General features: G+C 27.0%; 27 protein-coding genes and 1 pseudogene. 7 read left to right on the top strand and 21 right to left on the bottom strand.

The window, feature by feature from the left end; translation table 11 throughout:
• Window positions 1–2: 2 nt before the first annotated feature.
• The 11 genes from ACZ5TJ_RS09530 to ACZ5TJ_RS09580 all read right to left on the bottom strand — a co-directional run bounded on the left by ACZ5TJ_RS09530 (window position 3) and on the right by ACZ5TJ_RS09580 (window position 10836).
• Window positions 3–953 carry a ribonuclease Z gene (locus ACZ5TJ_RS09530; protein WP_464199160.1) on the bottom strand — a complete coding sequence of 317 codons (951 nt, stop codon included), beginning with the start codon at window positions 951–953 and terminating at the stop codon, window positions 3–5.
• 121 nt (window positions 954–1074) lie between these two features.
• The gene (locus tag ACZ5TJ_RS09535) at window positions 1075–1926 is read right to left on the bottom strand and encodes a MurR/RpiR family transcriptional regulator (RefSeq protein ID WP_055206977.1); all 852 of its coding nucleotides are present in this window, start codon (window positions 1924–1926) and stop codon (window positions 1075–1077) included.
• 45 nt (window positions 1927–1971) lie between these two features.
• Window positions 1972–2871, bottom strand: coding sequence for an ROK family protein (locus tag ACZ5TJ_RS09540; RefSeq protein ID WP_464199163.1), 900 nt, complete (start codon window positions 2869–2871; stop codon window positions 1972–1974).
• A gap of 123 nt (window positions 2872–2994) precedes the next feature.
• Window positions 2995–4104: an ABC transporter ATP-binding protein gene (locus tag ACZ5TJ_RS09545; RefSeq protein WP_464199165.1), complete on the bottom strand. Its 1110-nt coding sequence runs from the start codon at window positions 4102–4104 to the stop codon at window positions 2995–2997.
• Between the two features lie 25 nt (window positions 4105–4129).
• Complete coding sequence (locus tag ACZ5TJ_RS09550) at window positions 4130–5092, bottom strand: acetylxylan esterase (RefSeq protein WP_464199167.1); 963 nt, start codon at window positions 5090–5092, stop codon at window positions 4130–4132.
• Window positions 5093–5135: 43 nt separating this feature from the next.
• Complete coding sequence (locus ACZ5TJ_RS09555; protein ID WP_079286619.1) at window positions 5136–6002, bottom strand: carbohydrate ABC transporter permease; 867 nt, start codon at window positions 6000–6002, stop codon at window positions 5136–5138.
• 17 nt (window positions 6003–6019) lie between these two features.
• Entirely contained in the window at window positions 6020–6928 is a 909-nt protein-coding gene (locus ACZ5TJ_RS09560) for a carbohydrate ABC transporter permease (protein ID WP_070205870.1), read from the bottom strand.
• 78 nt (window positions 6929–7006) lie between these two features.
• Window positions 7007–8329 (bottom strand): ABC transporter substrate-binding protein, encoded by a 1323-nt coding sequence (locus tag ACZ5TJ_RS09565; RefSeq protein ID WP_055206981.1) that lies wholly within the window; start codon window positions 8327–8329, stop codon window positions 7007–7009.
• A 244-nt stretch (window positions 8330–8573) separates the two neighbouring features.
• Window positions 8574–9443: an N-acetylneuraminate lyase gene (locus ACZ5TJ_RS09570; RefSeq protein WP_464202308.1), complete on the bottom strand. Its 870-nt coding sequence runs from the start codon at window positions 9441–9443 to the stop codon at window positions 8574–8576.
• 31 nt (window positions 9444–9474) lie between these two features.
• Window positions 9475–10140, bottom strand: coding sequence for an N-acetylmannosamine-6-phosphate 2-epimerase (locus tag ACZ5TJ_RS09575; RefSeq protein ID WP_464199173.1), 666 nt, complete (start codon window positions 10138–10140; stop codon window positions 9475–9477).
• A 195-nt stretch (window positions 10141–10335) separates the two neighbouring features.
• Complete coding sequence (locus ACZ5TJ_RS09580; RefSeq protein ID WP_464199175.1) at window positions 10336–10836, bottom strand: transglycosylase SLT domain-containing protein; 501 nt, start codon at window positions 10834–10836, stop codon at window positions 10336–10338.
• Between the two features lie 277 nt (window positions 10837–11113).
• Here ACZ5TJ_RS09580 and ACZ5TJ_RS09585 point away from each other — a divergent pair, with 277 nt between their 5' ends.
• From ACZ5TJ_RS09585 to ACZ5TJ_RS09595, 3 genes are read left to right on the top strand one after another with little or no spacing between them, the layout of a single operon-like run.
• Complete coding sequence (locus ACZ5TJ_RS09585) at window positions 11114–11287, top strand: spore coat associated protein CotJA (protein ID WP_394883375.1); 174 nt, start codon at window positions 11114–11116, stop codon at window positions 11285–11287.
• A 23-nt stretch (window positions 11288–11310) separates the two neighbouring features.
• Window positions 11311–11559 (top strand): spore coat protein CotJB, encoded by a 249-nt coding sequence (locus ACZ5TJ_RS09590; RefSeq protein ID WP_464199178.1) that lies wholly within the window; start codon window positions 11311–11313, stop codon window positions 11557–11559.
• A gap of 18 nt (window positions 11560–11577) precedes the next feature.
• The gene (locus tag ACZ5TJ_RS09595) at window positions 11578–12150 is read left to right on the top strand and encodes a manganese catalase family protein (RefSeq protein WP_464199180.1); all 573 of its coding nucleotides are present in this window, start codon (window positions 11578–11580) and stop codon (window positions 12148–12150) included.
• A 77-nt stretch (window positions 12151–12227) separates the two neighbouring features.
• Here ACZ5TJ_RS09595 and ACZ5TJ_RS09600 read toward each other — a convergent pair whose 3' ends face one another.
• Window positions 12228–12950, bottom strand: coding sequence for a class I SAM-dependent methyltransferase (locus ACZ5TJ_RS09600; RefSeq protein WP_464199182.1), 723 nt, complete (start codon window positions 12948–12950; stop codon window positions 12228–12230).
• 282 nt (window positions 12951–13232) lie between these two features.
• Here ACZ5TJ_RS09600 and mscL point away from each other — a divergent pair, with 282 nt between their 5' ends.
• A complete protein-coding gene (mscL, locus tag ACZ5TJ_RS09605; RefSeq protein WP_464199184.1) occupies window positions 13233–13652 on the top strand; it encodes a large-conductance mechanosensitive channel protein MscL in 420 nt (139 codons plus the stop codon).
• A gap of 47 nt (window positions 13653–13699) precedes the next feature.
• On the opposite strand, the gene ACZ5TJ_RS09610 is transcribed toward mscL, so the two are convergent.
• The 7 genes from ACZ5TJ_RS09610 to ACZ5TJ_RS09640 all read right to left on the bottom strand — a co-directional run bounded on the left by ACZ5TJ_RS09610 (window position 13700) and on the right by ACZ5TJ_RS09640 (window position 19138).
• Window positions 13700–13882, bottom strand: a complete 183-nt coding sequence (locus ACZ5TJ_RS09610; RefSeq protein ID WP_045724350.1) for a hypothetical protein — start codon at window positions 13880–13882, stop codon at window positions 13700–13702.
• 123 nt (window positions 13883–14005) lie between these two features.
• Window positions 14006–14434, bottom strand: coding sequence for a peroxiredoxin (locus ACZ5TJ_RS09615; protein ID WP_464202309.1), 429 nt, complete (start codon window positions 14432–14434; stop codon window positions 14006–14008).
• Between the two features lie 121 nt (window positions 14435–14555).
• The gene (locus tag ACZ5TJ_RS09620) at window positions 14556–15116 is read right to left on the bottom strand and encodes an isochorismatase family protein (protein ID WP_464199188.1); all 561 of its coding nucleotides are present in this window, start codon (window positions 15114–15116) and stop codon (window positions 14556–14558) included.
• An 82-nt stretch (window positions 15117–15198) separates the two neighbouring features.
• On the bottom strand, window positions 15199–15744 hold the full coding sequence (locus ACZ5TJ_RS09625; RefSeq protein WP_464199190.1) for a DUF2812 domain-containing protein: 546 nt from the start codon (window positions 15742–15744) through the stop codon (window positions 15199–15201).
• A 9-nt stretch (window positions 15745–15753) separates the two neighbouring features.
• A complete protein-coding gene (locus ACZ5TJ_RS09630; protein ID WP_055206993.1) occupies window positions 15754–16086 on the bottom strand; it encodes a PadR family transcriptional regulator in 333 nt (110 codons plus the stop codon).
• A 188-nt stretch (window positions 16087–16274) separates the two neighbouring features.
• A complete protein-coding gene (locus tag ACZ5TJ_RS09635) occupies window positions 16275–18437 on the bottom strand; it encodes a HelD family protein (RefSeq protein ID WP_464199193.1) in 2163 nt (720 codons plus the stop codon).
• Window positions 18438–18604: 167 nt separating this feature from the next.
• Window positions 18605–19138: a DUF5662 family protein gene (locus ACZ5TJ_RS09640; protein WP_464199195.1), complete on the bottom strand. Its 534-nt coding sequence runs from the start codon at window positions 19136–19138 to the stop codon at window positions 18605–18607.
• Between the two features lie 171 nt (window positions 19139–19309).
• On the opposite strand from ACZ5TJ_RS09640, the gene ACZ5TJ_RS09645 reads away from it, so the two are divergent.
• Window positions 19310–20764 carry a cation:proton antiporter gene (locus tag ACZ5TJ_RS09645; protein WP_464199197.1) on the top strand — a complete coding sequence of 485 codons (1455 nt, stop codon included), beginning with the start codon at window positions 19310–19312 and terminating at the stop codon, window positions 20762–20764.
• Window positions 20765–20780: 16 nt separating this feature from the next.
• On the opposite strand, the gene ACZ5TJ_RS09650 is transcribed toward ACZ5TJ_RS09645, so the two are convergent.
• Together ACZ5TJ_RS09650 and ACZ5TJ_RS09655 are read right to left on the bottom strand one after the other, a co-directional pair.
• A complete protein-coding gene (locus ACZ5TJ_RS09650) occupies window positions 20781–21404 on the bottom strand; it encodes an NUDIX hydrolase (RefSeq protein WP_464199199.1) in 624 nt (207 codons plus the stop codon).
• A 24-nt stretch (window positions 21405–21428) separates the two neighbouring features.
• Entirely contained in the window at window positions 21429–21770 is a 342-nt protein-coding gene (locus tag ACZ5TJ_RS09655) for a hypothetical protein (protein ID WP_464199201.1), read from the bottom strand.
• Window positions 21771–21949: 179 nt separating this feature from the next.
• Here ACZ5TJ_RS09655 and ACZ5TJ_RS09660 point away from each other — a divergent pair.
• A pseudogene (locus ACZ5TJ_RS09660) lies at window positions 21950–22849 on the top strand (M15 family metallopeptidase); the annotation flags it as partial.
• A complete protein-coding gene (locus tag ACZ5TJ_RS09665) occupies window positions 22832–23890 on the top strand; it encodes an amidase domain-containing protein (protein WP_464202310.1) in 1059 nt (352 codons plus the stop codon). The pseudogene ACZ5TJ_RS09660 and the gene ACZ5TJ_RS09665, both read left to right, overlap by 18 nt.
• Window positions 23891–23931 lie beyond the last annotated feature (41 nt).

A 23931-nucleotide genomic window follows, 5' to 3' on the forward strand; every position in this document is an offset into this window, starting at 1 on the left:
TACTAATTATTATATTGATCTTTAAATTTTAAATTTAAATTCATTCTATCTTCCCCTATTATAGTATCTCTAAATACATTTGTTGCATTTTCCTTATATTCATTTGGATCCATCATTGCAGGAGTAAAATGTGTTAATAATAATTTTTCTACCTCTCCATTTTTTGCAAGTGTTGCAGCTTCTCTAAAGGTCATATGCTTATTCTTTATAGCTTTTTCTATATCTTCATCATTTCCATATGTACCTTCACAAATAAATAAGCTACTTTTCTTTATAAATTCTATCATACTATCTAATGGTCTTGTATCTGTTATAAGACTTATTTTTATTCCATCTCTCTCTTTGCCAAGAACCATATCTTCTGTATATTCTCTTCCTTCATATTCTACACTTTTATTTTTTTGAAGTTTACTCCATAAAACCTTTGGTACATTATTTTCTGTTGCTTTATCTACTGAAAATTTTCTACCTCTTTTTATATATAAACTATAACCTATACAAGGTGCAGAATGATCACATTCTAAAGTTTCTAATACTAAACTTCCCTCTTCTTCTGTAGCCTTAAAACCTTCTTTTTCTATATTAAATTGTACTTTTCTTATATCTTCTATAATCTTTACTTCATAAGGAAGATATTTTGTTATAACCATAAGACCTTCAACTGCCTCTTTTATTCCTTTAGGACCTATAATAGTTAAACTCTCAGTTCTTCCACTATTCCCAATAGTACCAAGTAGCCCTGGAAGTCCTATTATATGATCCCCATGAATATGTGTTATACATATAATATCTATACTCTTAAATCCAGAAGATATCATTCTCATAGATACTTGAGTTCCTTCACCACAATCTATAAGTATTTTTCTTCCCTTTATATTAATTAAAGTTGCAGAAAGATTTCTAAAAGGCATTGGCATTCCGCCACCACAACCTAGTAAACATACATCTATCATAAAGTCACCGCCAATCTCTTATATTTTAACATTTTATTCTAGAAAAAATTCCTTAATTTTTTCTAAAATAAAAAAATGATATGAATACTACAATAAACATATCATTTTATATAATCTAACTTTAATAACTATCTCTATAAAGTTCAATAGCCCCTGTTGTTTTAAGCTTTTTATCTATAGCCTCATTAAATATTTCTTTTATTACTTCTGTATAAATTAAATCTAACATAAATATTTGTGATAATTTAGATGAAATTGAACCAGTTTCAAATATTGTTTCAGTAGAAACATAAGTAAGTTTAATATCTGCTAATTCTTTTAATTTATTATCTGTATTTTCTGTTAAAGATATAACTTTAACTTTATTTTGTTTTGCTTGCTCTACTGTTTTTAATATTTCTTTAGTTGATCCAGAGTGAGATATTGCTATTAGTAAATCTCCTCTTTCCATAATTGATGACATCATTATCATAGTATGACTATCTGTTAAAGGACAAGTGTTAAGTCCTATTCTCATAAACTTATAATTACTATCAACTGCTGTTATTCCTGAATAACCAATTCCAACAAAATATATTTTTTTTGCATTTAATATAAATTCTTTACATTGCAATATAGAATCTTCGTCTATATTGTTTACAGTACTTGTTAATACGTTAATTGTTGAACTTAAAAGTTTATTTGCTGTTTCTTTTGTTCTTTCATGCCTACTTACATGAGAACTTATTACACTTTTTTGTTTCTTTATAGACAATTCTTTTGCTAATGTAACCTTAAAATCTTGAAATCCATTAAATCCAGCCTTCTTACTAAACCTTGTTATAGTAGCTTCACCAATGCCTGATTCTTTTGCAATTTCAGATATTGATTTATATATAAAATTATCTAAATCTAATTTAATATACTCTATTAATAGCTTATCAGATTTAGTAACTTTAAAACTCGGTTTTTCTAAGTCACTTAATATCCCCATAAATACACCCTCTATAATTTTCTATTTTATACATAGTATATCATTTTAATACTTGATTTCAAAATTCTCTTTCTTTAAGAAATTATATAATGCACCTATCATTCCTGCTGTATTTTTTAGTTTTGCAAATTGTATATTTGTATCTAAATATAATTTATCTATCATATATTTTTTTAAAGACTTTTCCAATAAGGGTCTAAATATATCTTCTCTCTCCATAATTCCTCCACCTAAAACTACTGTTTCAGGATTAAACAAGTAAGATATATTTGTAATTCCTATAGATAAAATATCAGTTAAATTTTCTACTTCTTCTCTGCAAATTTCATCCCCATTTTCGTATCCATTTAATACATATCTTCCATCTATATCTTTAGGTAAAATACCCTTTCTTTCTGCTACTTTCTTTACTAAAGCTGTTGTAGATGCTATATCTTGAAATTTTTCTCCATTTACTATCATATATCCTATTTCCCCAGCTGAATTACTAAATCCATGTACTATATTTTTATCTAATATAATTGCTCCACCAATTCCTGTCCCTATTGTAAGGCATGCCATAGATTTAACTTCTTTTCCACTACCTTCCCATAGTTCCCCTAATGCTGCACAGTTAACATCATTTTCTACTTCACATCTAATATTAAATTCTTCTTCTAATATTTCTTTAATTTTAGTTCCTTTATAATTTGGTATTGCTTTTCCTGAATATATTATTTCTCCTTTTATAGGACATACCATTCCTGCTGTTGAAATACATATTCCGCTTAACTTATATTCATTTAAAAATTCCCTAACAATATTTTTTACTTTCTCTATTATATATGGGCCACCCTTATATGCTTCTGTATCTATTGAATCATTTTTTATAATTAATCCCTCTTCATTTATTAACCCATATTTTATTGATGTTCCACCTATATCTATACATGCAAATATTCTCATTTTACCTCCAAAACCTTTGTAAATATTTTTTCTAATTAAAATACAGACTTAATATATTAATACCCCATAGTAATTTAAGTTTACTATAGGGCATTTTATAAAATTTATATTATCTTAGGTTATTTAAAATATAGTTTCTTGAGTATCTTTATTAAATATATGAATCTTATCTAAATCCATAGTAAATTCTACACTTCCTGTAGTATTTATATTGTCTGCAGTTGCTGTCTTTATAACAATTGCCCTACCATTATCTCCTTTTACATGTAAGAAAGTTTCTGCACCTAAGTTTTCTGAAACTTCTATTTCAGATTTAAATATAGACTTAGAATTTTGCAGGTCAGCTTTCTTGCAACTAATATTTTCTGGTCTTATGCCAACTATTATATCTTTATTTAGTAAATTATATTTTCTTACAATCTTTTCTCTATCTTTAGAAAGTTCTACTTTTCCATTTAGCATTTTTAAATATACTTTTCCTTCATTTTCATAAATAGTTCCATTTAACATATTCATTTGTGGACTTCCAATAAATCCTGCAACAAATAGATTTTTAGGATTATCATAAATTTCTTTAGGAGAATCTATTTGTTGAACTATACCATCTTTCATAACAACAATTCTAGTTCCAAGAGTCATAGCCTCTGTTTGGTCATGGGTTACATATATGAATGTTGTTTTTAATTCATTATATAATTTTGCTATTTCAGTTCTCATTTGAACCCTTAATTTAGCATCTAAGTTTGAAAGAGGCTCATCCATTAAGAATACCTTAGGTTCTCTAACTATAGCTCTTCCCATAGCAACTCTCTGTCTTTGACCTCCTGATAAAGCTTTTGGTTTTCTATCTAGTAAATGTTCTATATCAAGTATTCTAGCTGCTTCATGTACCTTTTTATCTATTTCTTCCTTTGGTGTTTTTCTAAGTTTTAATGCAAAAGACATATTTTCAAAAACTGTCATATGAGGATATAGTGCATAATTTTGAAATACCATAGCTATATCTCTTTCTTTTGGTGCTACATCATTCATAAGTTTATTATCTATATAAAGTTCTCCGTCTGATATTTCTTCAAGCCCTGCAATCATTCTAAGTGTTGTTGATTTACCGCATCCTGATGGTCCAACAAAAACAATAAACTCTCTATCTTTAATTTCTAAGTTAAAATTATCAACTGCTTTAAAGCCATTTTCATATACTTTTTTTATACCTTTTAAAACTAACCCTGACATAAACCTCTCCTCCTAAATTTTCAAATTATATTGTTATCGACCATTTATAAATTCTGTCATACAAACCATATGATATTGACTCATGTCCCCATTCTGGGAATATTATAATATTCTTACTTGAATTTATTTTGTTATATGCCGCAAATTGGGTTGATGGTGGACATATATCATCCATAAGCCCAGTTAGCATAGTTACTTCCGCCTTTATTCTATGAGCTAAATTTTGAATATCTATATATGCTAATGTATTAAATACATAATCTTCCGTTTCATGAGCTGGATCTATAAATTTAAAATATCTTTTTAATTCATCATAAGCATCTCCACCTAAATCCATTTCCCATACTCTTTTGAAATCACATAAAAATGGATAAAAAGCAAATACTTTTTTTATTCTTGGCTCTAGTGCTGCACAAGCAAGAGCTAATGCTCCTCCTTGTGATCCTCCCATAGTTCCAACCCTATTTTCATCTATAAAATCTAAATTCATAATTATTTTTGCTAAAAGGACAGTATCTAAAAATATATCTTTATACAATAATTTATCTCTACCTTCCTGTAATCCTCTTACGATATGTCCCTTAACAGTTATTCCTAAAGTTCCACCTACATCTTGAGATAATCCAGCTTGACCCCTACAATCTAATGCTGCTATACACATTCCATTAGCAGCATAGACTAACTTTGATGCCCAATCAAAACTACCTCCTTGGTATCCATGAAATTCTAATAAAGCTGGTATTTTACCCTTTATTTTATTTGGCTTTATAAATTTAGCATGAATTCTAGCTCCGTTTGTTCCAGTAAAATATAAATGATAACATTTAGCAAATGGACATTTAAATTCTGACTCTATAATCTCTAAATTAAGTTCTATGTCTTCTAAACTTTTTATATTTTCATCCCAAAATTCATCTAAATCTTTTGGCCTTGGACTTATCCCATTATATTCATATAATTTTTCTAAAGGCATATCTATCATTGGCATAATAGTTTCCTCCAATTTTAAACTCTTATTTGTTATTTTATATTTAACCTTTTACAGCTCCTATTGTTATACCTTGAGTAAATGATTTTTGGAATATTATAAATATTATAATCATAGGTATTGATGCTAAAGCGGCACCTGACATCATAAGTCCATAATCAGTAGCAAATTCAAGTTGCATTGTTGCAACTCCTAAAGGAAGAGTTTGCATTTCCTTACTTCTTATTAAAATTAATTGCATAAAATAATCATTCCATGAAGTTATAAATGTGAATATGGCAAGTGCTCCAACTCCTGGTTTAACTATAGGTAAAACTATATTTTTAAATATTCCAATTTCAGAACATCCATCAATTCTTGAAGCTTCTATAAGCTCTGTTGGTATAGTTTCACTAAATTGTTTCATTAAGAATATACCAAAAGGCCATCCTACAGCTGGTAGTATTAATGATTTATAACTGTCTATCCAATCTAAGCTTGTTAATATATTAAATAATGGTACCATTATTACTTGCTTTGGTAGAGCCATTGCAATTATAAGTAGCCAAAATATCAATTTCCTACCTGGAAATCTCTTCTTAGCTAAAACATATCCTGCAAGAGCAGATGTTAAACATACTAACACAGTTGTTGAAATTGCAATAAAGAAGCTATTAAATGTCCATCTAACTAAAGGTTGTTGTGCTAAACTAGTCCAATTTTGCATTGTAGGGTTTTCTGGGAACCATTGAGGAGGCATTGCAATTGCAGCACCTTGATCTTTAAATGCTCCTGTTATAATCCAGTAAAATGGGAAAATAAATATTACAGTAAATAAACATAGTATGAAAAAAGCTGTTATATTTTTAGGTGTCCACCTATCTCTCCAATCATATAATTCTTCTTTTTCTTTCTTCTTTTTTCTAAACATACTCTTTATACCTCCTACTAATACTCTACATCTGAACCAAGGTATTTATATTGAATAATTGATATTGCCATAACTATAACTGCAAGTACTACACCCATTGATGATGCAAGTCCATATTGACCAAGTGTAAATGACTTCTCATAAACTTGATACATTATTGTTGTTGTTGAATAATTAGGGCCTCCTGCTGTTAATAATTGAATTAATGAAAAACATTGGAATGAATTTATAGTTGTTATAATAACGATATATAATGTTGTTGGTTTTAAAAGAGGCCATGTTATATTTTTAAATACTTGGGATTTACTTGCTCCATCAATTTCTGCCGCTTCTAAATAATCTTTAGGTATGTTTCCAAGGGATGCCATATATAAAACTATAGGCTGTCCAACTGATAATGTAACTAAAACCATAAGTATTGCCCATTTTGCAATACCAGGATCTCCAAGCCATACTTGTGGATCTACTCCAAACCAGCCTAAAATATAATTTAATATTCCATAATTAGGATGGAATATCCATCCCCAAACAACTGTTATACTTACTACAGATGCTATTGCTGGTAGATAAAATACACCTCTAAAAAATGATCTTACTTTTGAACACTTTTTATAAATAACTAAAGAAACAAATAAAGAGAATATAACTACTACTGGTACATTTCCTATAACTAGCACCAAAGTATTCCATAGAGATTTTCTAAATATTTCATCTTGAAATATATTTACATAGTTTTGAATTCCTATAAATGTAGCACTTTTAGGATTATAATCAAAAAAGCTCATCACTATACCACCAATCATAGGTAGTATTACAAAGCTTAGAAAAAATATTGCAGCTGGTAATAAGAAAAGATATGATGCTATCCATTCTTTTTTTGCTAATTTACTATGCTTTTTCTTTTCTTTAATAACATTAGTCGCCACTTACAAAACCCTCCTCTTATTTACTTAATCATAAGGGAGTGTTTTTTAAGCACTCCCTATTATGATTTAAAAATATTTTTATTTTTTATTAAGCGTTTCATTTGCCTTTTTATTAAAATCTTTCATTGCATCTTCTACAGATTTTTGTCCTAGTGTGATTTCTTGAAGTGCTGGGAACCAATGAGTTCTCATTTCAGCGAATCCGTTTACAGTATTATAATACTTAGCTGTATAAGCTCCCATAGCTTCAGCAAATTTCATTTCTTCATCATCATATAAATTTTTAACAGAATTTCTAACTGAGAATGTTCCTGTAGCTTTTAAATTCTTTTCTTGCCAATCTTTATCATTACATAAGAAATCAATAAATTTCTTTGAAGCTTCTATTTTATCTTCATTACCGTTATCAAATACACATAATCCACCTATAAGAGATTCTAAAGCAAGTTTTCCTTTTGGTGCTGGTATTGGTAATAAGACATCTTCAAATGCTTCTGATTTCTTTGATTGATTACTCTTAACTAGACCAGTTGAATAAAGTATTGTAATTGCAGCTTTTTGTTGTAAGTATAAATCAATTGAATCATTTGATGCTAAAGCTTCTGAACCTTTAGCTATTAATCCTTCATCAATAGCTTTTTTAACCCATTCCATTGCCTTTATAGCTTCTGGACTATCAAAATTGTATGAGCTTTGATCATCATTCATAACACTACCACCAAAAATATTTGCAACAAATGCTCTAGTTCCTTGGTCTCCTGCTGTACTCTTACTAAAGAATGTTAATGGAATAACATCAGGTTTTGCTTTTTTAATAGCTCTTAATGCTTCTTCAAATTCTTCTATAGTCCATAACCTATCTTTTTTATCAAGAGGAAGTTTATCTAAAACTCCTGCTTCTTCAAGCATATCTTTATTTGCAGCCATCATGAAGTTTGTTGTGTTAAATGGATACATATAATATGTGTCATCTAATTTACATCCTTGTAAAATAGCATCTGATACATCTCCATTTAAATCCTTTATCATATCATCTACTGGTGCTAATGCTCCTATTCTTGCATAATCAATTATTCTTCCTGGAGCATCATATAATACGTCTGGAGCTGATTTTGAAGCAATAGCTGCATTTATTTTTTCACCACCACCATTAAAAGATAACATTTCAACATTAACTTTTATGTCTGGATTTTTTTCCATAAATGCTTTTGCAATTTCCTCCTCATACTTTCCTACAACTCCATCTTTTGTTTCAAAGTTTGGGAAAGCCCACCAAGTTATTTCAGTTTTTTCTCCACTTGCCGAACTCTTTCCACTATCTCCACTACCTCCACATCCTGCAAAAATTGATAAGCTAAGAGTTGTTAATAATACTGTTGATAGCAATTTGAATTTTTTCACACCAAATCCCCCTTATTTACTTTTAATTTAAATATTTATATTTTGTAATTGTTTACTTAGAAAATAAAACTAAACTTAAATAATTTTTATTATAGAATTATATTTTTTATTATAAAAATTATTTTTCATGAGTATTTTAACATCTTATTACTTAATTTACAATATTTTACTTAAAAGATTTAAAAAAATTATAATAGTGTAAATTTTAAAACTTACACTATTATTTAATTTGAAGGAGTTTAAGTTATTTAAAATATTTTTTATTTATCTCTTTTGCCTTTTCTATCATCTCTTTAGTTGGTTCTTTAAGAGGCTTTCTACAATAACCAGCATCAACCCCTTGTTCTTCTAAAACTAATTTAATAGTTTGATATATTCCATTGTTTAATATGTCTGTAATTAAGTCGTTAGTAGTATGCTGAATATCTAAAGCTGTTTTTATATCACCATTTTGTGCAGACTCTAATATTTTTCTTGCTCTTATTCCGTTTATATTAAATGTTGATCCTATAGCACCATCTATTCCAAGCACAGCTGCTGGTAATAGCATTTCATCAAACCCTGCAAAGATTAATTTATCCTTAAATCTTTTTCTAATACGCTCTAATAAATAGAAATCTGCTGCTGTAAATTTAACACCTATAATTTTTTCATTTTTAAATAACTCTGCAAATTGTTCTAATGACATATTTACACCAGTTAAAAATGGTATTGAATATATAATAAGTTTATTATCTACTGAATTTACTATCGTTTCGTAATAATTTTTAATTTCTTCAAAATCAAATTTATAATAAAATGGAGTAACTGCTGATATTGCATTATACCCTAAATCAGTTACATATTTTGCAAGCTCTACAGCTTCTTTTAAATTAACTGATCCAACTTGTGCTATTAATTTCACTTTTCCCTTAGCTTCATCTATAGCTATGTCAAAAATTTTCTTTTTCTCGTCAGTTGAAAGCATAAAGTTTTCACCAGTGCTTCCTCCAACATATAATCCATCAACTTTACATTTATCTATATTGTGTCTTATTATTTCTCTTAGTCCCTTTTCGTTTATATTACCTTCCTTATCAAAAGAAACTAATAATGCTGAATAAATCCCTCTCATATTATCCATAATAAATTCTCCTAATTTTAAATTATTTTATTGCCTTTACAAATCTTTCTGTTATTTGTTGTGGTCTTGTTATAGCACCACCTATAACAACAGAATAAGCTCCAATATCAAATGCTTCTTTAAGTTCTTCTGGAGTATATATTCTTCCTTCACAAATTACTGGTATACTGCAGTCTTTAACTAATTCTTCTAGAAGTTTAAAATCTACCTTATCACTTTGCGTTGAATAGCTTGTATACCCAGAAAGTGTTGTAGATATACAATCAAATCCCATCTCTTGAGCTTTAATTCCTTCTTCATAAGTAGATACATCAGCCATAGCTAAACGTTTACTTTTATGAATTAATTCTAATAAGTCTTTAATTTTTTCATTATTAGGTCTTGTCCTATTAGTTGCATCTAAAGCTATCATTTCGCATCCAGTTTCTATTAATTCTTTAATTTCCTTTTCTGTTGGAGTTATAAAAACTTCTGAATCTTTATAATTGCACTTTATTATTCCAATTACCGGTAGATTAGTTACTCTTTTTATTTCAATAATATCATCTACTCCTTGAGCCCTTATAGCAACTGCACCACCTTCTTTAGCTGCTTTTGCCATTCTACCCATAATAAATGCACTATGAAGAGGCTCATCCTCTAATGCTTGGCAGGATACAATCAAATTATTTTTTATTACATCTAACACAAACACTCACCACCTTGAAAATTATTTTCCTTATATTCCCATCTTAATACAATTTAATTATAAAATCAATAGTTTTTTGAAAATATTTTTCTTAATTTAGGAAAATAATTTTCATTAGGTGTTTATTTACTATCTACCATACATTTAATTTGTGCTTTATATATACTTAAATATTTTTAAATATCTACCTTTTAATTAAAATGTAAAATATAATATTTTATATATTTTTTCTCTAAGCTCTATTTTCTTTGCAAAATATTCTTTTGCATACTCTTTAGCATCAAATTTATCGTTCTTCTCTTCACCATTTCTTATAGCCCAATTACCTACAGTTTCTTTTAATCCATCTTTAACACTTTTTGATAAATAGTATGTGCCAAGCTTTATATTTGTATCGTTATCTGCAATATCCTTATCTTTAAAATTATTATCACCAATTTCTTTAGCTAAATTTTCTCCAGTTTTTGCTGTTAATTTCATAAGTCCACATGCTTTTCCTTCTTTATATTCAACTGGTTCAAATCCAGTTTCAAAATTTATAAAAGCAGATATAAGTTCTGGTTTAACGTCATACTCTTTTGAATACTTTTCTATAATACTTTTATCCTTCATAGGAAATAAGGTTTCTTTAGCTATAAAACCTACTCCAACTAAAATCACTAATCCTACAATTAAAATACTTATTAATTTTCTCATATTGTTTCCTCCTAAGTTTTAATTTAATCTAATTGTAAATTAGTTTTATAAAACTTCATATTTATGTTGCTTACATGTTTCTTACACTTTTGAAAGAAATTTATTTTAATATTATTATTAAATCTAAATTTATTTAAGATTATTTTGTAAATTCTGTTTTCTTTCTTATATTTAATGAATTTTCTTGTATTTTAATAAGGTATTTTGTCACACAATAAATTTAACCTACATAGTATAAAATTGTAGATAAACATCATTGAAAGGATGAAAATTTAAGATGCGTGATTATGATAATTTAGCAGATGACTATAGATGTAATAAAATTAAAAATTTACGTTATGCAGAAGCATTCATTTTACCTCAAGTATATGAAAATTTATTTAGATTAGATACAGCCTTTAAAAAAGGCACTATCTTTAAGGACCTTTATCGTCCTTATCGTGGAAAATAAAATTATATGGAGGTAAATATTGTATGTCTAAAGAAGAATTATTAGAAAAAATTATGCAAAATCAATTTTATGCTGTTGAACTAAACCTTTTTCTTGATAATTTCCCTGAAAACAGAAAAGCTACAGAAGATTTCGAAGCAGTATCTAGCAATTTAAATTGCTTAATGTGTAAGTATGAAAATCTTTATGGACCACTTACTAATTTTGGTTCAGCTTTTGTAACTAACCCTAAAGCTTGGACTGATAGTCCATGGCCTTGGGAAAATCGTTAAAGGAGGAGTTATTAATTTATGTGGTATTATGTAAAAACACTGGAATATCCAATAAATCTAAAATCTAAAGATCTTCAAATGGCTAAATTCCTTATATCTCAATATGGTGGACCAGATGGTGAATTAAGCGCCGCTTTAAGATATTTAAATCAACGTTTCACAATGCCAACAGGTAAAGCAAAGGCATTATTAACTGATATAGGAACTGAAGAAATGGCTCACGTTGAAATGATAGGAACTATGGTATATCAGCTAATGGAAAATGCTTCAGTTGATGAGATTAAAGCAGCTGGTCTTGGAGGTCATTATACTGATCATGGAAAAGCTTTATTCTATACAGATGCAACTGGTAACCCATGGACAGCAACTTACATTCAGGCTAAAGACGATGTCATTGCGGATCTTCATGAAGATATGGCGGCAGAAGAAAAAGCTAGGGCAACTTATGAATGGTTAATAAACTTAACAGATGACCATGAAATTAAAGAAATATTAAAATTCTTAAGACAAAGAGAAGTTGTACATTTCCAAAGATTTGGAGAAGCTTTAGTAAATGTTCAAGAAAATATGGATAAAATTAAAATTGATTAATTTATAGTGAGTTTATTAAAGAACGCTATTAATCTAAAAACTAGATTAATAGCGTTTTTTAGCATTTAAATATAATTCTACTTTTCACATGTAATTATTAACTTATTTGACTTTTCTTTATTAAATTCACTTCCATCATAGTCTCCATAAGTTTTAATTTTTCTAAATCCAATAACTGATAAAAATTCAACTATATCATCACTAAGTATAGGAACTAATAACTCTTCATTTAAAAATTCCTTACCTTCTATAAGTAACTTACTTATACAGTTTATATAATCTCCTTCTCTTTCTAGTTCTGTAGTTAAACTAATCTTTTCTTTTTCTTTAATAATTGCCTCTAATAATTCAACATTTTCATTTATAATTTTATCAAAATTTAATGTTTCAAGTATAAACACACCATCTTCTTTTAATGTTTTATATAAATGCTTAAGTGCAGTTTTTGTATCTCTTCCACTTTGAAGGTATGCTATTTCATCATGTAAGTAATAAATTCCATCATAATTATTTAAATTATCATTCTTACCTAATTCTAATGGAGTTATATCTCTAAACTTTAATTCTAATCCATCTTGATTATTAGCTTTTTCTTTAGCAACTCTTACAAAATTTTTATCTATATCTATTGCTTGGACCTCATGCCCTTCCATAGTTAGATTAATAGCTAATTCTCCTGTCTTGCAAGCTGCATCTAATAATTTTTTCTTAAATTTAAAATTCTTCTTAAGAAAGTCTAAGGCCTTCTTATTCATAGGACGTATATCATCATAATATTTTGAATATTCCTTATAAAACATTTAATCACCTTCTAAAATCTTTCTATATTTATAGTACTAAAATATTCCTTATAAAAATTTGATTTAAATCACATTAAGTTTTAATATAGAAGCTTTTATGTTAACTTTATAAGGCCATTATTACTATTGTTCATATATTCTTATAAGTAATTTTGCCCATCAGGAATTAATCTTAATTTCATTTTAATTCTAAGTTAAAATTTCATATTAATTACAAACTGAATAATATTTAAGCAAATAATTAATAATAAAAATAGAATTGTTTAAGAAAGGATTATATATATGAGAGCGTTTTTATCTGAATTTAAAGCCTTTGCTTTAAAGGGAAATATATTCGATTTAGCAATCGGGGTTATTATTGGAGGAGCTTTTAATAAAATAGTTTCTTCACTAGTAAATGATATTATTATGCCTATAATAGGAGTATTAACAGGTGGAATAAACTTTAGAGATTACAAAATCTTTTTAACTAACCCACTATACGGAACTCAAGCCTTAACATTAAATATAGGAATGTTTTTTCAAAATATAATAGATTTTTTAATTATTGCTCTCTCTATATTTTTAGCTATAAAACTAGTAGCTAAATTAGAAAGAAAAAAAGCTTTAAAAGATAAAATTGAAGAAGAAAAGGAAGATGCAAAAGAGGATTTAACAATTAGTTTATTAACAGAAATTAGAGATTTACTTAAGAATCATTAAATAAAAAAATAACTCAAGAAACTAAATTTATTTCTTGAGTTATTTTTTTATTTGTTTTCTTCCATTATCTTTTTCAATTTATTTTGTACTAGCCATAATTTCTTTTGTTTTCTATTAAATGCAACTAGTCTACTTTTATTTCCTTTATTTTCATCAATAAGTCTTATGTATTCTTCATCTGCAATCTTTAATGCATCTTGAATTACTGAAAGTTCATCTTTACTAAACATGTACTATCTTCCTCCATTTAGGTTATATGTTAATTTACTTTTATAATTATAACATATTTAATTCCTAATATGGATATAAAACATATATGAAAAAAGGAACGTTTTATTCCGTTCCTTTTCATATTATAGTAAGCTTTCTACATGTCCTTTTACTTTAACTTTTCTATATATATCTTTTATTTTTCCTTCTTCATCAATTATAAATGTACTTCTTTCAATCCCAAATACTTTTTTACCAAACATATTCTTTTCTTTAAGTACATCATATAATTTACAAACCTCTTCATTTTCATCTGATAACAATACAAATGGTAAATCATATTTTGTAATGAACTTATCATGTGACTTTAATGAATCTCTGCTTACACCTAATATTATTGTATTATTATCTAAAAACTTTTGATGATAGTTTTTAAAATCTTGTGCTTCAAGTGAGCAGCCTGGAGTATTGTCTTTTGGGTAAAAATATAATATTACCTTTTTTCCTCTATAATCACTTAATTTATGTTCTTTATTATCTGACCCCATTAAAGTAAAGTCTGGAGCTACCATTCCTATTTCTAATTCTCTGTTTTCCACAATATCACCTTCTATAACATTTAATTAATAATAATTATTATATAATAAAAGATTGTAATTTTCAAGTTTTTGTTAATTAGAATTAAGTTTTATTTTAAGCCTCTTTTATAAATTCTTCTGTTGTACGAATTTTACCTATTCTAGAGAATATATATTTTATAGTAGCATCATGAGCTTCTTTACTACCTGTTTTCATAGCATCTTCTATAAATATTTGATTATATCCACGTTCATATGCTTGACGTGCAGTACTTTCAACTCCTATATTAGTAGCAATTCCACATAGTACTATTGTATCTATTCCTCTTCTACGTAATTCTAAATCTAAATCTGTTCCAAAGAATGCTCCCCATTGACGTTTTTTTACAGTATAATCATCATTTTTTACATCTAATTCTTTGCAAAAATTTGCCCAGTTTTTTTCTGGTATAGAAACATTATTATTTTCATTATCTGTGTCTGGATTTAACATATCTTTTCCATCATGAAAATCTACATGTACAAAAGCTATAAATCCATCATTTTCTCTAAATTTATCTACAAGTTTTTTTGCTTTATTAACTACTTCTTCTCCATTATGCATTTTAACTATTCCTTCTTGTAAATCAATAATTACAAGAGCTGTTTTATTAAAATTTATATCTAAACTTTTCATCTTTAGTCCTCCTTTTACTTAAAAGATAAAATCTTAAGTGTTATTATATACTAAAATTCTTTCTTTTAAGATAAACTTTCTATTAATAATTCTTGTCTAAAGACTTTTTAAATTTACTTTTTAACGCAAATATCATCATAGCTGATGCCACAAGTATCCCAGCTGAAATCCCTAATATTAATAGTAGAACTATAGAAATACTATTACGTTTAATTATATAAATTACACTTAATAATAAACAAATTAAAGAAAGTACTGCTATTATTTTTGTACTCTTATAAGTGTCTCTATACTTTTCTGCATCCTCTTTTTTATTTGTATATATTGGTTTAGTTCCTACATCAGCTTTAAAGAAATGAAACATATTTTGATTTGAACAAATATATTCCCAGCCTCCAGCTCTAAATATTTCAATATATTCATCTAAAACTTCTTTATTCTTAGAAAAATTCCTATAATCCATTGAATATATTTGTTCTTTCTTCTCACCCTTAACTAATTCATAACTAAGTATATTTGCCTTTTTAAGAATCCACCCTTCCTTAGATAATTTTCTAAACTTTTCTAAAGCTCTTTTTTCATCAAATGCATATCCTAAATTTGAAACCCTTTTTTTATCTTTACCCATATTAATCTCCTACCCTTTAATAATATTTAATACTTCTTCCCCATACTCAACCATCTTTTTTCTTCTTTCGATATCGTGAATTATGATCTCTTTTCCTCTTTCAGTTAATTTGTAACATTTTCTTCTGTCTGTACTGTCTTCTATTAATTCTATTAGATTATTTTTTTGAAGCTTATTAAGTATTGTATATAAGCTTGCTGGACCTATCTCTACAGTTTCATTAGATTTTTCACTAACTTCTTGCATTATTGCATAGCCATGCTTTGGAACTGCTAGAGCTAATAGAATATAATAAGTTGAATCAGTTAAAATATTTTCATCTAAAGCTTTCTTTCTACCCATACTACCTCCTCAAACTATATCATTTAAAGATATATCGTTTAATGATATAGTATCCCATATTTCATATATTGTCAATATTTAACTGGAATTTTTTATAAAAAAATAATAAGAACCATTCCCTTAAAAGTTTTCTTAAGGTATGGTTCTTAATTATACTTTATTTATTATTTTTAAATCCTATATACTTCCTAAACAAGTGTATATAATTCTTTATTGCTAGGTAAAATCTCGTCTATATTTCTATCTGCTATAATATGAAGTTCATGAAGAGCTCTTGTACATGCTGTATAAAATAAATTATTATAGCTTTCTCCTAAATAATTTTCTCCATCCGCTACTATTACTGCATCAAATTCTAATCCCTTTGATAAATATGAAGGAATTATATTAATACCTTTTTTAAACTCATCTTTATCATCTTCAATTAAATTCACGTCATTATTTAATTCTTTAAGTCTTCTATATAACTCATTAGAAACTTCTCTATTTTTGCATATAATAGCTATTGATTCATATTTCTTATTAGTCATTTCATCAATTAATTCTGAAACCTTTTTTTCTAACCCATTATTTATAATATATACTTTAGGGTTTTCTCCTCTTCTTTCAATAGCCTCAATAGGTTCATGAGTATCTAAAAGTTCTTTTGTAAAATTAGTTATATTAAATGTTGATCTATAGCTTTTTGTTAAAATAGCAGTTTTTACATCATTAAATATATTTGTAATTCCTTCTTTATCTTTTACATTAGAATTTTTATCAATTCTTTGATTTAAGTCTCCCATTATTGTAATGGCAGCATCTTTAAATGATCTTTTTATTATTTCATAAAATAGTGGACTATAATCTTGTGCTTCATCAATTAGTATATGTTTTACATTTGAGTAATTTCTAAAGCCTTCCATAGCAGCTCTTATATAAATTATTGGAGTAATATCTTCATAATTTACTATTCCTAAATTTAAATATTTTATAGTTATATTTTTTATATCTTCTAAATTTTCGTCTGTATAATTACTTATATTTTCCCAAAGCATTTTATATATAGCTACACTGTTTACTGTTTTTATCATATTATCAATTTGAATATTTACTTGTTCCTTGCAATATGTGTAGAACTGATTTTTATCTTCTATATATTCAAAATCATCATTATCTGATAAATATTTAGTTTCAACTTGTGAAAAAATACTTTCTTTTATAACTTTTATTCTATTTAAAAATGGTATATTATTAAATCTTTTTATAATTGTATTTTCTACACTTTTTCTGCTAAGTATTTCATTTCCATCTATTATAATAGGTTTGATATCTGTTAAAAGTTTTGGAATATCCTTAACGAATTTATTTAATATTTCCATAAACTCAGTCGTATTTTTATATTCCATTCCTTTTAATCTTAACTTATATTCTAAATCTTTATCATTCTTATATACATATTCTAAATAGTCATTTTTACTTTCATATGAATAATTTGAAGGTAAAAACGTATTTGAGTAATTTTCAAAAGTTGTTTGAAGTATGTTAGTTTCACCAAGTTCAGGTAAAACATCAGAAATATATTCTGCAAATACTTCATTTGGACTGAATATTAAAATATTTTCTGGACTTAATTCTTTTCTATACTTATATAGTATATAAGCAGCTCTATGAAGTGCTATTGATGTCTTTCCAGACCCAGCAGCCCCTTGTATAAATAAAACTTTACTATCTTCATTTCTTATAATATCATTTTGTTCTTTTTGAATTGTTGCTACTATGTTTTTCATCTTATCAGTAGCATTTCCTCCAAGCATTTTTCCTAAAGTTTCATCACATAATGATTCATTAGAATTATGCATAAATACTATTTCACCATTTTTTATATTAAATTGTCTATTAAATTCAATTGTTCCTTCTACTCTTCTTTTTGGTGCGTCATAAAATGCTCTTCCCATTTCAAAATCATAAAATAGAGTTGAAACTGGTGAACGCCAATCAAAAACCATGAATTCAAAATTTTCTTCATCTTCAACAGTAGATAATCCTATGTAGAAGCTTTCTGCCTCTTCTCCATCTTCCTTAAAATCAATTCTTGCAAAATAAGGTGATCCTAATTGTCTTTCTAATGTCTTAATTCTATTTTTCTTTCTTGAATGCATTTTTTCTTGCATAGCTACTTGGCTACAATTTTCATTTATCTCAATTTCATCTAGTTCATTTCTATTATCCCAAAGAAATCTTCTATGTTTTACAATTTCTTTATCTTGTAATTCACTTAAATCAATATATTTATTTAATAATTCTTTTATTGAATCTTGTGTTTTATTTAAATATTTTTCTTCGTCTAAAAGTTCTTTACCTATAAGCATATCTTATTTCTCCTTACCTAAATATCATTAAATTTTAGAGTGTCTAGTATAATCTGTCAAGTTATATTTATTAATAACTATTTATAAATTAATATAAATTGCTTCAAAATCATTAAAAATTTATCCATCTAATGATTTTGAAGCAATTAAATTTCACTTATTTATACTTAGTTATATTTATTAAGTTCCTTTTTTATATATTCTAAAGTTTTTTCTTCTCCATCTCTAGATAACATATTAAGTAACTTTTCTAATGTTTCCCTTGACTCTTTATGTATAACATATGCTTCTTTTCTAGCTTCATAATATTCTAGTGGACTTTTATCAGTATACTTTTCCTTTTGATAATTCATAGATGCCGACATTCTATCTATAAACATTTCAACGACATATTTAAATGGCATTTTCATACCCATTAAACCTTTTTTATAGTCTTGTCCATAATCTATCCAATATTCAAAATGATGTTTGTTTCTTCCTTTATGATGAAGCCATGCTGTTGATAATCCCTCAACCTTTTTTTGTATTCCATTTGGACTTACTGTACCTTTATAATATTTTATTCCAGCTCTAAACTCTACCCATGAATATTTTGATAAATCATGAAGTAATCCTTGCTTATATAATCCAACCTTAAAGCAATATTTCATTACTAGCAATTTGTGATTAGTAATTGTCTTAAAGTGATTAATTGCATTCATTTTATTTCCCCTCTTTATTCATTTTATCGTATACTTTATATCTTAACATTTTTCTTTAATATATAAAAATTTAATATAACATTAAAACTATATTTTATTATACGAACTTGCTAAATAATTGTTATATGATTACAATGTAGTTTGAGACTAAAGAAAAAAGGGGTGTATTAGATGGAAGAAATATTAAATTACGATTCGTTATTAATCTTGGCTGTAGTTGCTTTCTTCACACCATTCTTAGTGGCTAAATTAAAAAAGATTAAAGTTCCATATCAAGTTGGAGAAATATTTATAGGTATTATACTTGGAAAAAGTTTTTTTAACGTTATAAAACCAGATGTTTGGATTTTATTTTTATCAAATTTAGGTCTTGCCTACTTAATGTTTTTAAGTGGACTTGAAATAAACTTTGAGGATTTAAAGCTTTCAAAAGAAGAAACTTTTCTTAATTCAAAAGTATTTACGAGTTTAAAGGTATTTATATTTTCACTTGTAATATCTAATGTGTTATCTTTCACATTATTAAAGATGGCTGGAATAACTAAAGGATCTCTATTCTTTGCTTTACTGTTTACTTCAGCAGCACCAGGACTTCTTGTTCCTATATTAAAGTCTAAGCATATTCTAAGCAGTGATTTTGGGCAAACATTATTAATATTTTCCTTAATTGCTGAATTTGTATGTTTAATAGGTATAACTTTTATTGCTTCTGTTTCAACTTACGGACTATCAATTAAAAGTTTTACTTTCTTAATAACATTTTTTGTAGCTATTGCAATTTACCTTATATGTAAGCTTGTATTTAAAACTAGAGATTTATCTTTAATAGCTTTTAAAAACCTTCATATAAGTGTTAGAGGTGCTTTTGTACTTGTATTAATATTAGTTGCTGTTGCTCAAAAAACAGGTTCAGAAATAGTACTTGGTTCATTTTTAGCTGGAATTATTTTCGCACTTTTAGTTGGTAAGGCAAAAGAAGAAATCACTCACCAGTTAGATGTTATAGGATACGGCTTTTTAATACCTATTTTCTTCATAATGGTTGGGGTTAATATAGATTTAAGTTCAATAGTAAAAAATCCAAGTGCAATAGCTAAAATACCGCTATTTTTACTTGTATTTTTCATAGTTAAATTTATACCTTGCCTTTTATTCAAAAAGAAATATGGTATTAAAAATTCATTAGCAGCATCAATGATATTAACAGCTCAACTTAGTTTAACAATAGTAGGTGCTCAAATGGCTATGCATCTTAATTACATAACTGAAGCTACATATTCTGCTTTTATAGTTACAACAGTTATATCATGTATTCTTTTCCCAATACTATTTGAGAAATTATTTACTGAAGATGAAAACACTGTTGAAACATCAAAAGAAGAAGATAAAATTATAATACGTGAATTACTTTTAAGTAGTGAATGGTATATAGGAAAGTCTTTAAAAGAATGGAAACTACCAGCTGGCTGTAGAGTTTTCTCTATTATAAGAGACGATAAAGAAATTATGCCAACTGCAGATACAGTATTAAAAGAAGGCGATCTTTTAATTGTTGCAGGTATTAGATCTGCTGTTGAAGATACTATCAATATGCTTACTGTATGTAATCTTTCACTACCTAACTAAAAAAATAACTTAGAGATTATTTCTCTAAGTTATTTTTTATTTTATTTAAAAAGTTTTCTAATATTCTAGCTGTCATTCCCCAAATCACATAATCTTTATATTTATAAAATAATACTCTATAACTACCTTCTCTAAATTTATAATCTTCACCATTTATTATATTTTCAAATGGAAAATCATCACTTGGAATAGTTGTTAGTTTATTATAAACAGATATAGGTTCCATACTAACTAAATAGTCTAATGGGATAGTTAGTATTTCTTTAACTTCACTTTCATTTATTAAAAACTTATAATTCCCTTTAATATAAGCTAAAAACGGATATATTATCATATTTGTATTTGATACAAATGTATCTAGTTCTGTTATTACATCTATGTTATCAAAGCTTAATCCTATTTCTTCATTGCATTCTCTAATAGCTGCTTCTTTTGGACTTTCTCCCTCTTCTATCCTTCCACCTGGAAAACATACTTCTCCTGGATTTAAGGATAATTCATCTGTTCTTACTTCAAATAATATACTATCTACTCCATCTATATTTATAATTGGAAGAATAACAGCACTTTTTTTCATAATATTTTCATCATTTATTCCTACTTTATAATCTTTAAAAACCTTCCTTAAAAACTCTTCCATATTATACCCTCCATAGATTTTAAATTACATATTCTTAGCTCTTCTCATCTTATTAATGTAATTTGCTAATCTCATTTTAAATCTTTCTTTTTCATTTATACTATAAAATCCCGCTAAATCTGATGCTAAAAATATCCCATCTAAAATTAAATATTTTAAATCTTTTATATTGTTTTCATCTTCCTCACTTAAATCTTCTTCATTGATTCTTTCCATTAAATTTCCGAACTTTTCTTTATAAACATTAAGCCTTTCTAAAGTCTCATTATTAAAGTTATCTAAACCTTCTAAAGCCACTTTATTTGTAAAATTTAAGTATTCTTCATTCACTATATTATACTCTTCATATATCTTAACTAAACTCATTATTATCCCTCTTTCTTCTCTTAAGTATATATATTTTATATTAACATTTTCCTTATATATTAAAAAGATAATCTTTAAATATAAAACAAACTATATATTTGAAGATTATTATTACATATTAGTATATGCCTTCGGATAAACTATTTTTAGTATAGTTTTTTTATAAGGCAGGTAATCATATGAAGAAATTTTTAAGTATTTTTTTAATAGCTATTTTACTTATTGTAAATATTAAACTACCAGTACTTTCTCTTGAAAATAAAGATTATGAAACAGAAATGAAGCAAGATTTGCTGACTCTTATGCTTGCCTACCCTGGTTTTATAACTAATATAGAGAAAAAGGGCAATGATGTATTTTGTGTTATGAAGTCTGGTAAGAAAATCATCTATGATGATAAAAAGAATAAAAGTCATGAAGAAATTCTAGTAAATCCTGATCTTCAAGATATGCTTAAAGCCCCTTATCCGCTTACTAAAAACAATGAAGTTATGGAGAAAGATTTTGACCCTGGACGTGGTAGAAATTATGAGCTTTTAAATGAGGTTTATGGAAGTTCTAGAAAAGGAATTGAATCTAATTTAACTAGCTTAAAATATGGCTATCCAAATTATCAATTTAATAAAAGTAATAATGCTAATAAAGCTTTAGAAGCTGTACTTCAAGAACTTATACCACTTTCAAAAAGTAGACCAGATATAGCTAGCATATTATATCCTGCAAGTGGAACATTTAATTATAGGGTTATATCAGGCACAGGAAGACTTAGTCCTCATGCTTATGGTATCGCAATTGATTTACATAGTGATAAGCGTGATTATTGGAAATGGTCTTCTAAAGAAGCTGGCTCTAAAAGAATTTCTGAGTATCCAAAAGAATTAGTTGAAACTTTTGAAAAACATAATTTTGTTTGGGGTGGAAAATGGAATCACTTTGATACTTTGCATTTTGAATATAGACCAGAAATAGTACTAAAAGCTAAATATTTTGGTGATTGGACAAAAGATAAAAAATGGTTTGATGGTGCACCCCTTAATGATGATACTTCAAAATATATAGAGATTATTGAAAAAGCTTTAGATGGCACTTCAGATTCTTTAAACGCAGCTTCTTCAAATGTTCTTACAGAAGAGTGGAAGCAATTTGTTGAAAATATATTTTTAAAGAAAAGTAAGGCTGTGCTAAGTCAAGATTTAGACTCTATAAAATCTTTATATAATACTGATATTAAATTAGGGCAATGGGCATACGAATATGAAGAAAGTAAGGTTAAATATATTAATAATTGGGCTCAAAAACAAGGAGTTAAATTTATAGAAATTAATCCAAAAGTAATAATCCAAAAATCAAATATAAATGATAAATCTTCTTCCTTCTATGTAATGTGTAATACTGAATATAAATACATTTATCCTGATAAACCTGATGAAGTTAATTGCTCTAGGATAGGAACATATCACTCAATTCAGTTATCAAAACAAGATGATGAATGGATTATTAGCAAAGAATGGTATACTGATCCATTTGCTGATTCATTAAAACTTGAGCATATTAAAGCTGATGATATTAATAAATTTATTTCAAGTAAAGAAAAGCGAGATTTTTCAAACCTGCACCCTAAGAGATTAGAAGCAGTTGAATATGCCAAAAAATATTGTGGTTCTGCAACTAATCCTGAAGATGGATTTAAGTATAACAAGAAATATAGAAATTTCAATGTTGAAGGTGGAGACTGTGCAAACTTTGCATCCCAAATCCTTCATGAAGGTGGCGGATTTAAGAAAAATACTGTATGGAACTATGATAAAGGTAGTGCAACTGGTCCTTGGATAAATGCAGATAAATTTACTAGTTACATGATAGGTAGTGGAAGAGCTTATGTAATTGCTAAAGGAAGTTATGAAAAAGTTTATAAAGCTTCTTATAAACTTCTTCCTGGTGACTTTGTTGCTTACGAAAAAAAGGGAGATATAACTCATATCTCAATGGTTACTGGTGCTGATTCAAAAGGTTACTCTTTAGTTACTTGTCATAATACGGACAGAAATGATGTTCCTTGGGACCTAGGATGGAGTAATAAAAATATGACATTCTGGCTTGTTAGAGTTGGATATTATTAAAATTTTTCTATATTAATGAAAGCCTAAGATATACTATAAAT

The organism is Clostridium budayi, assembly GCF_055396605.1.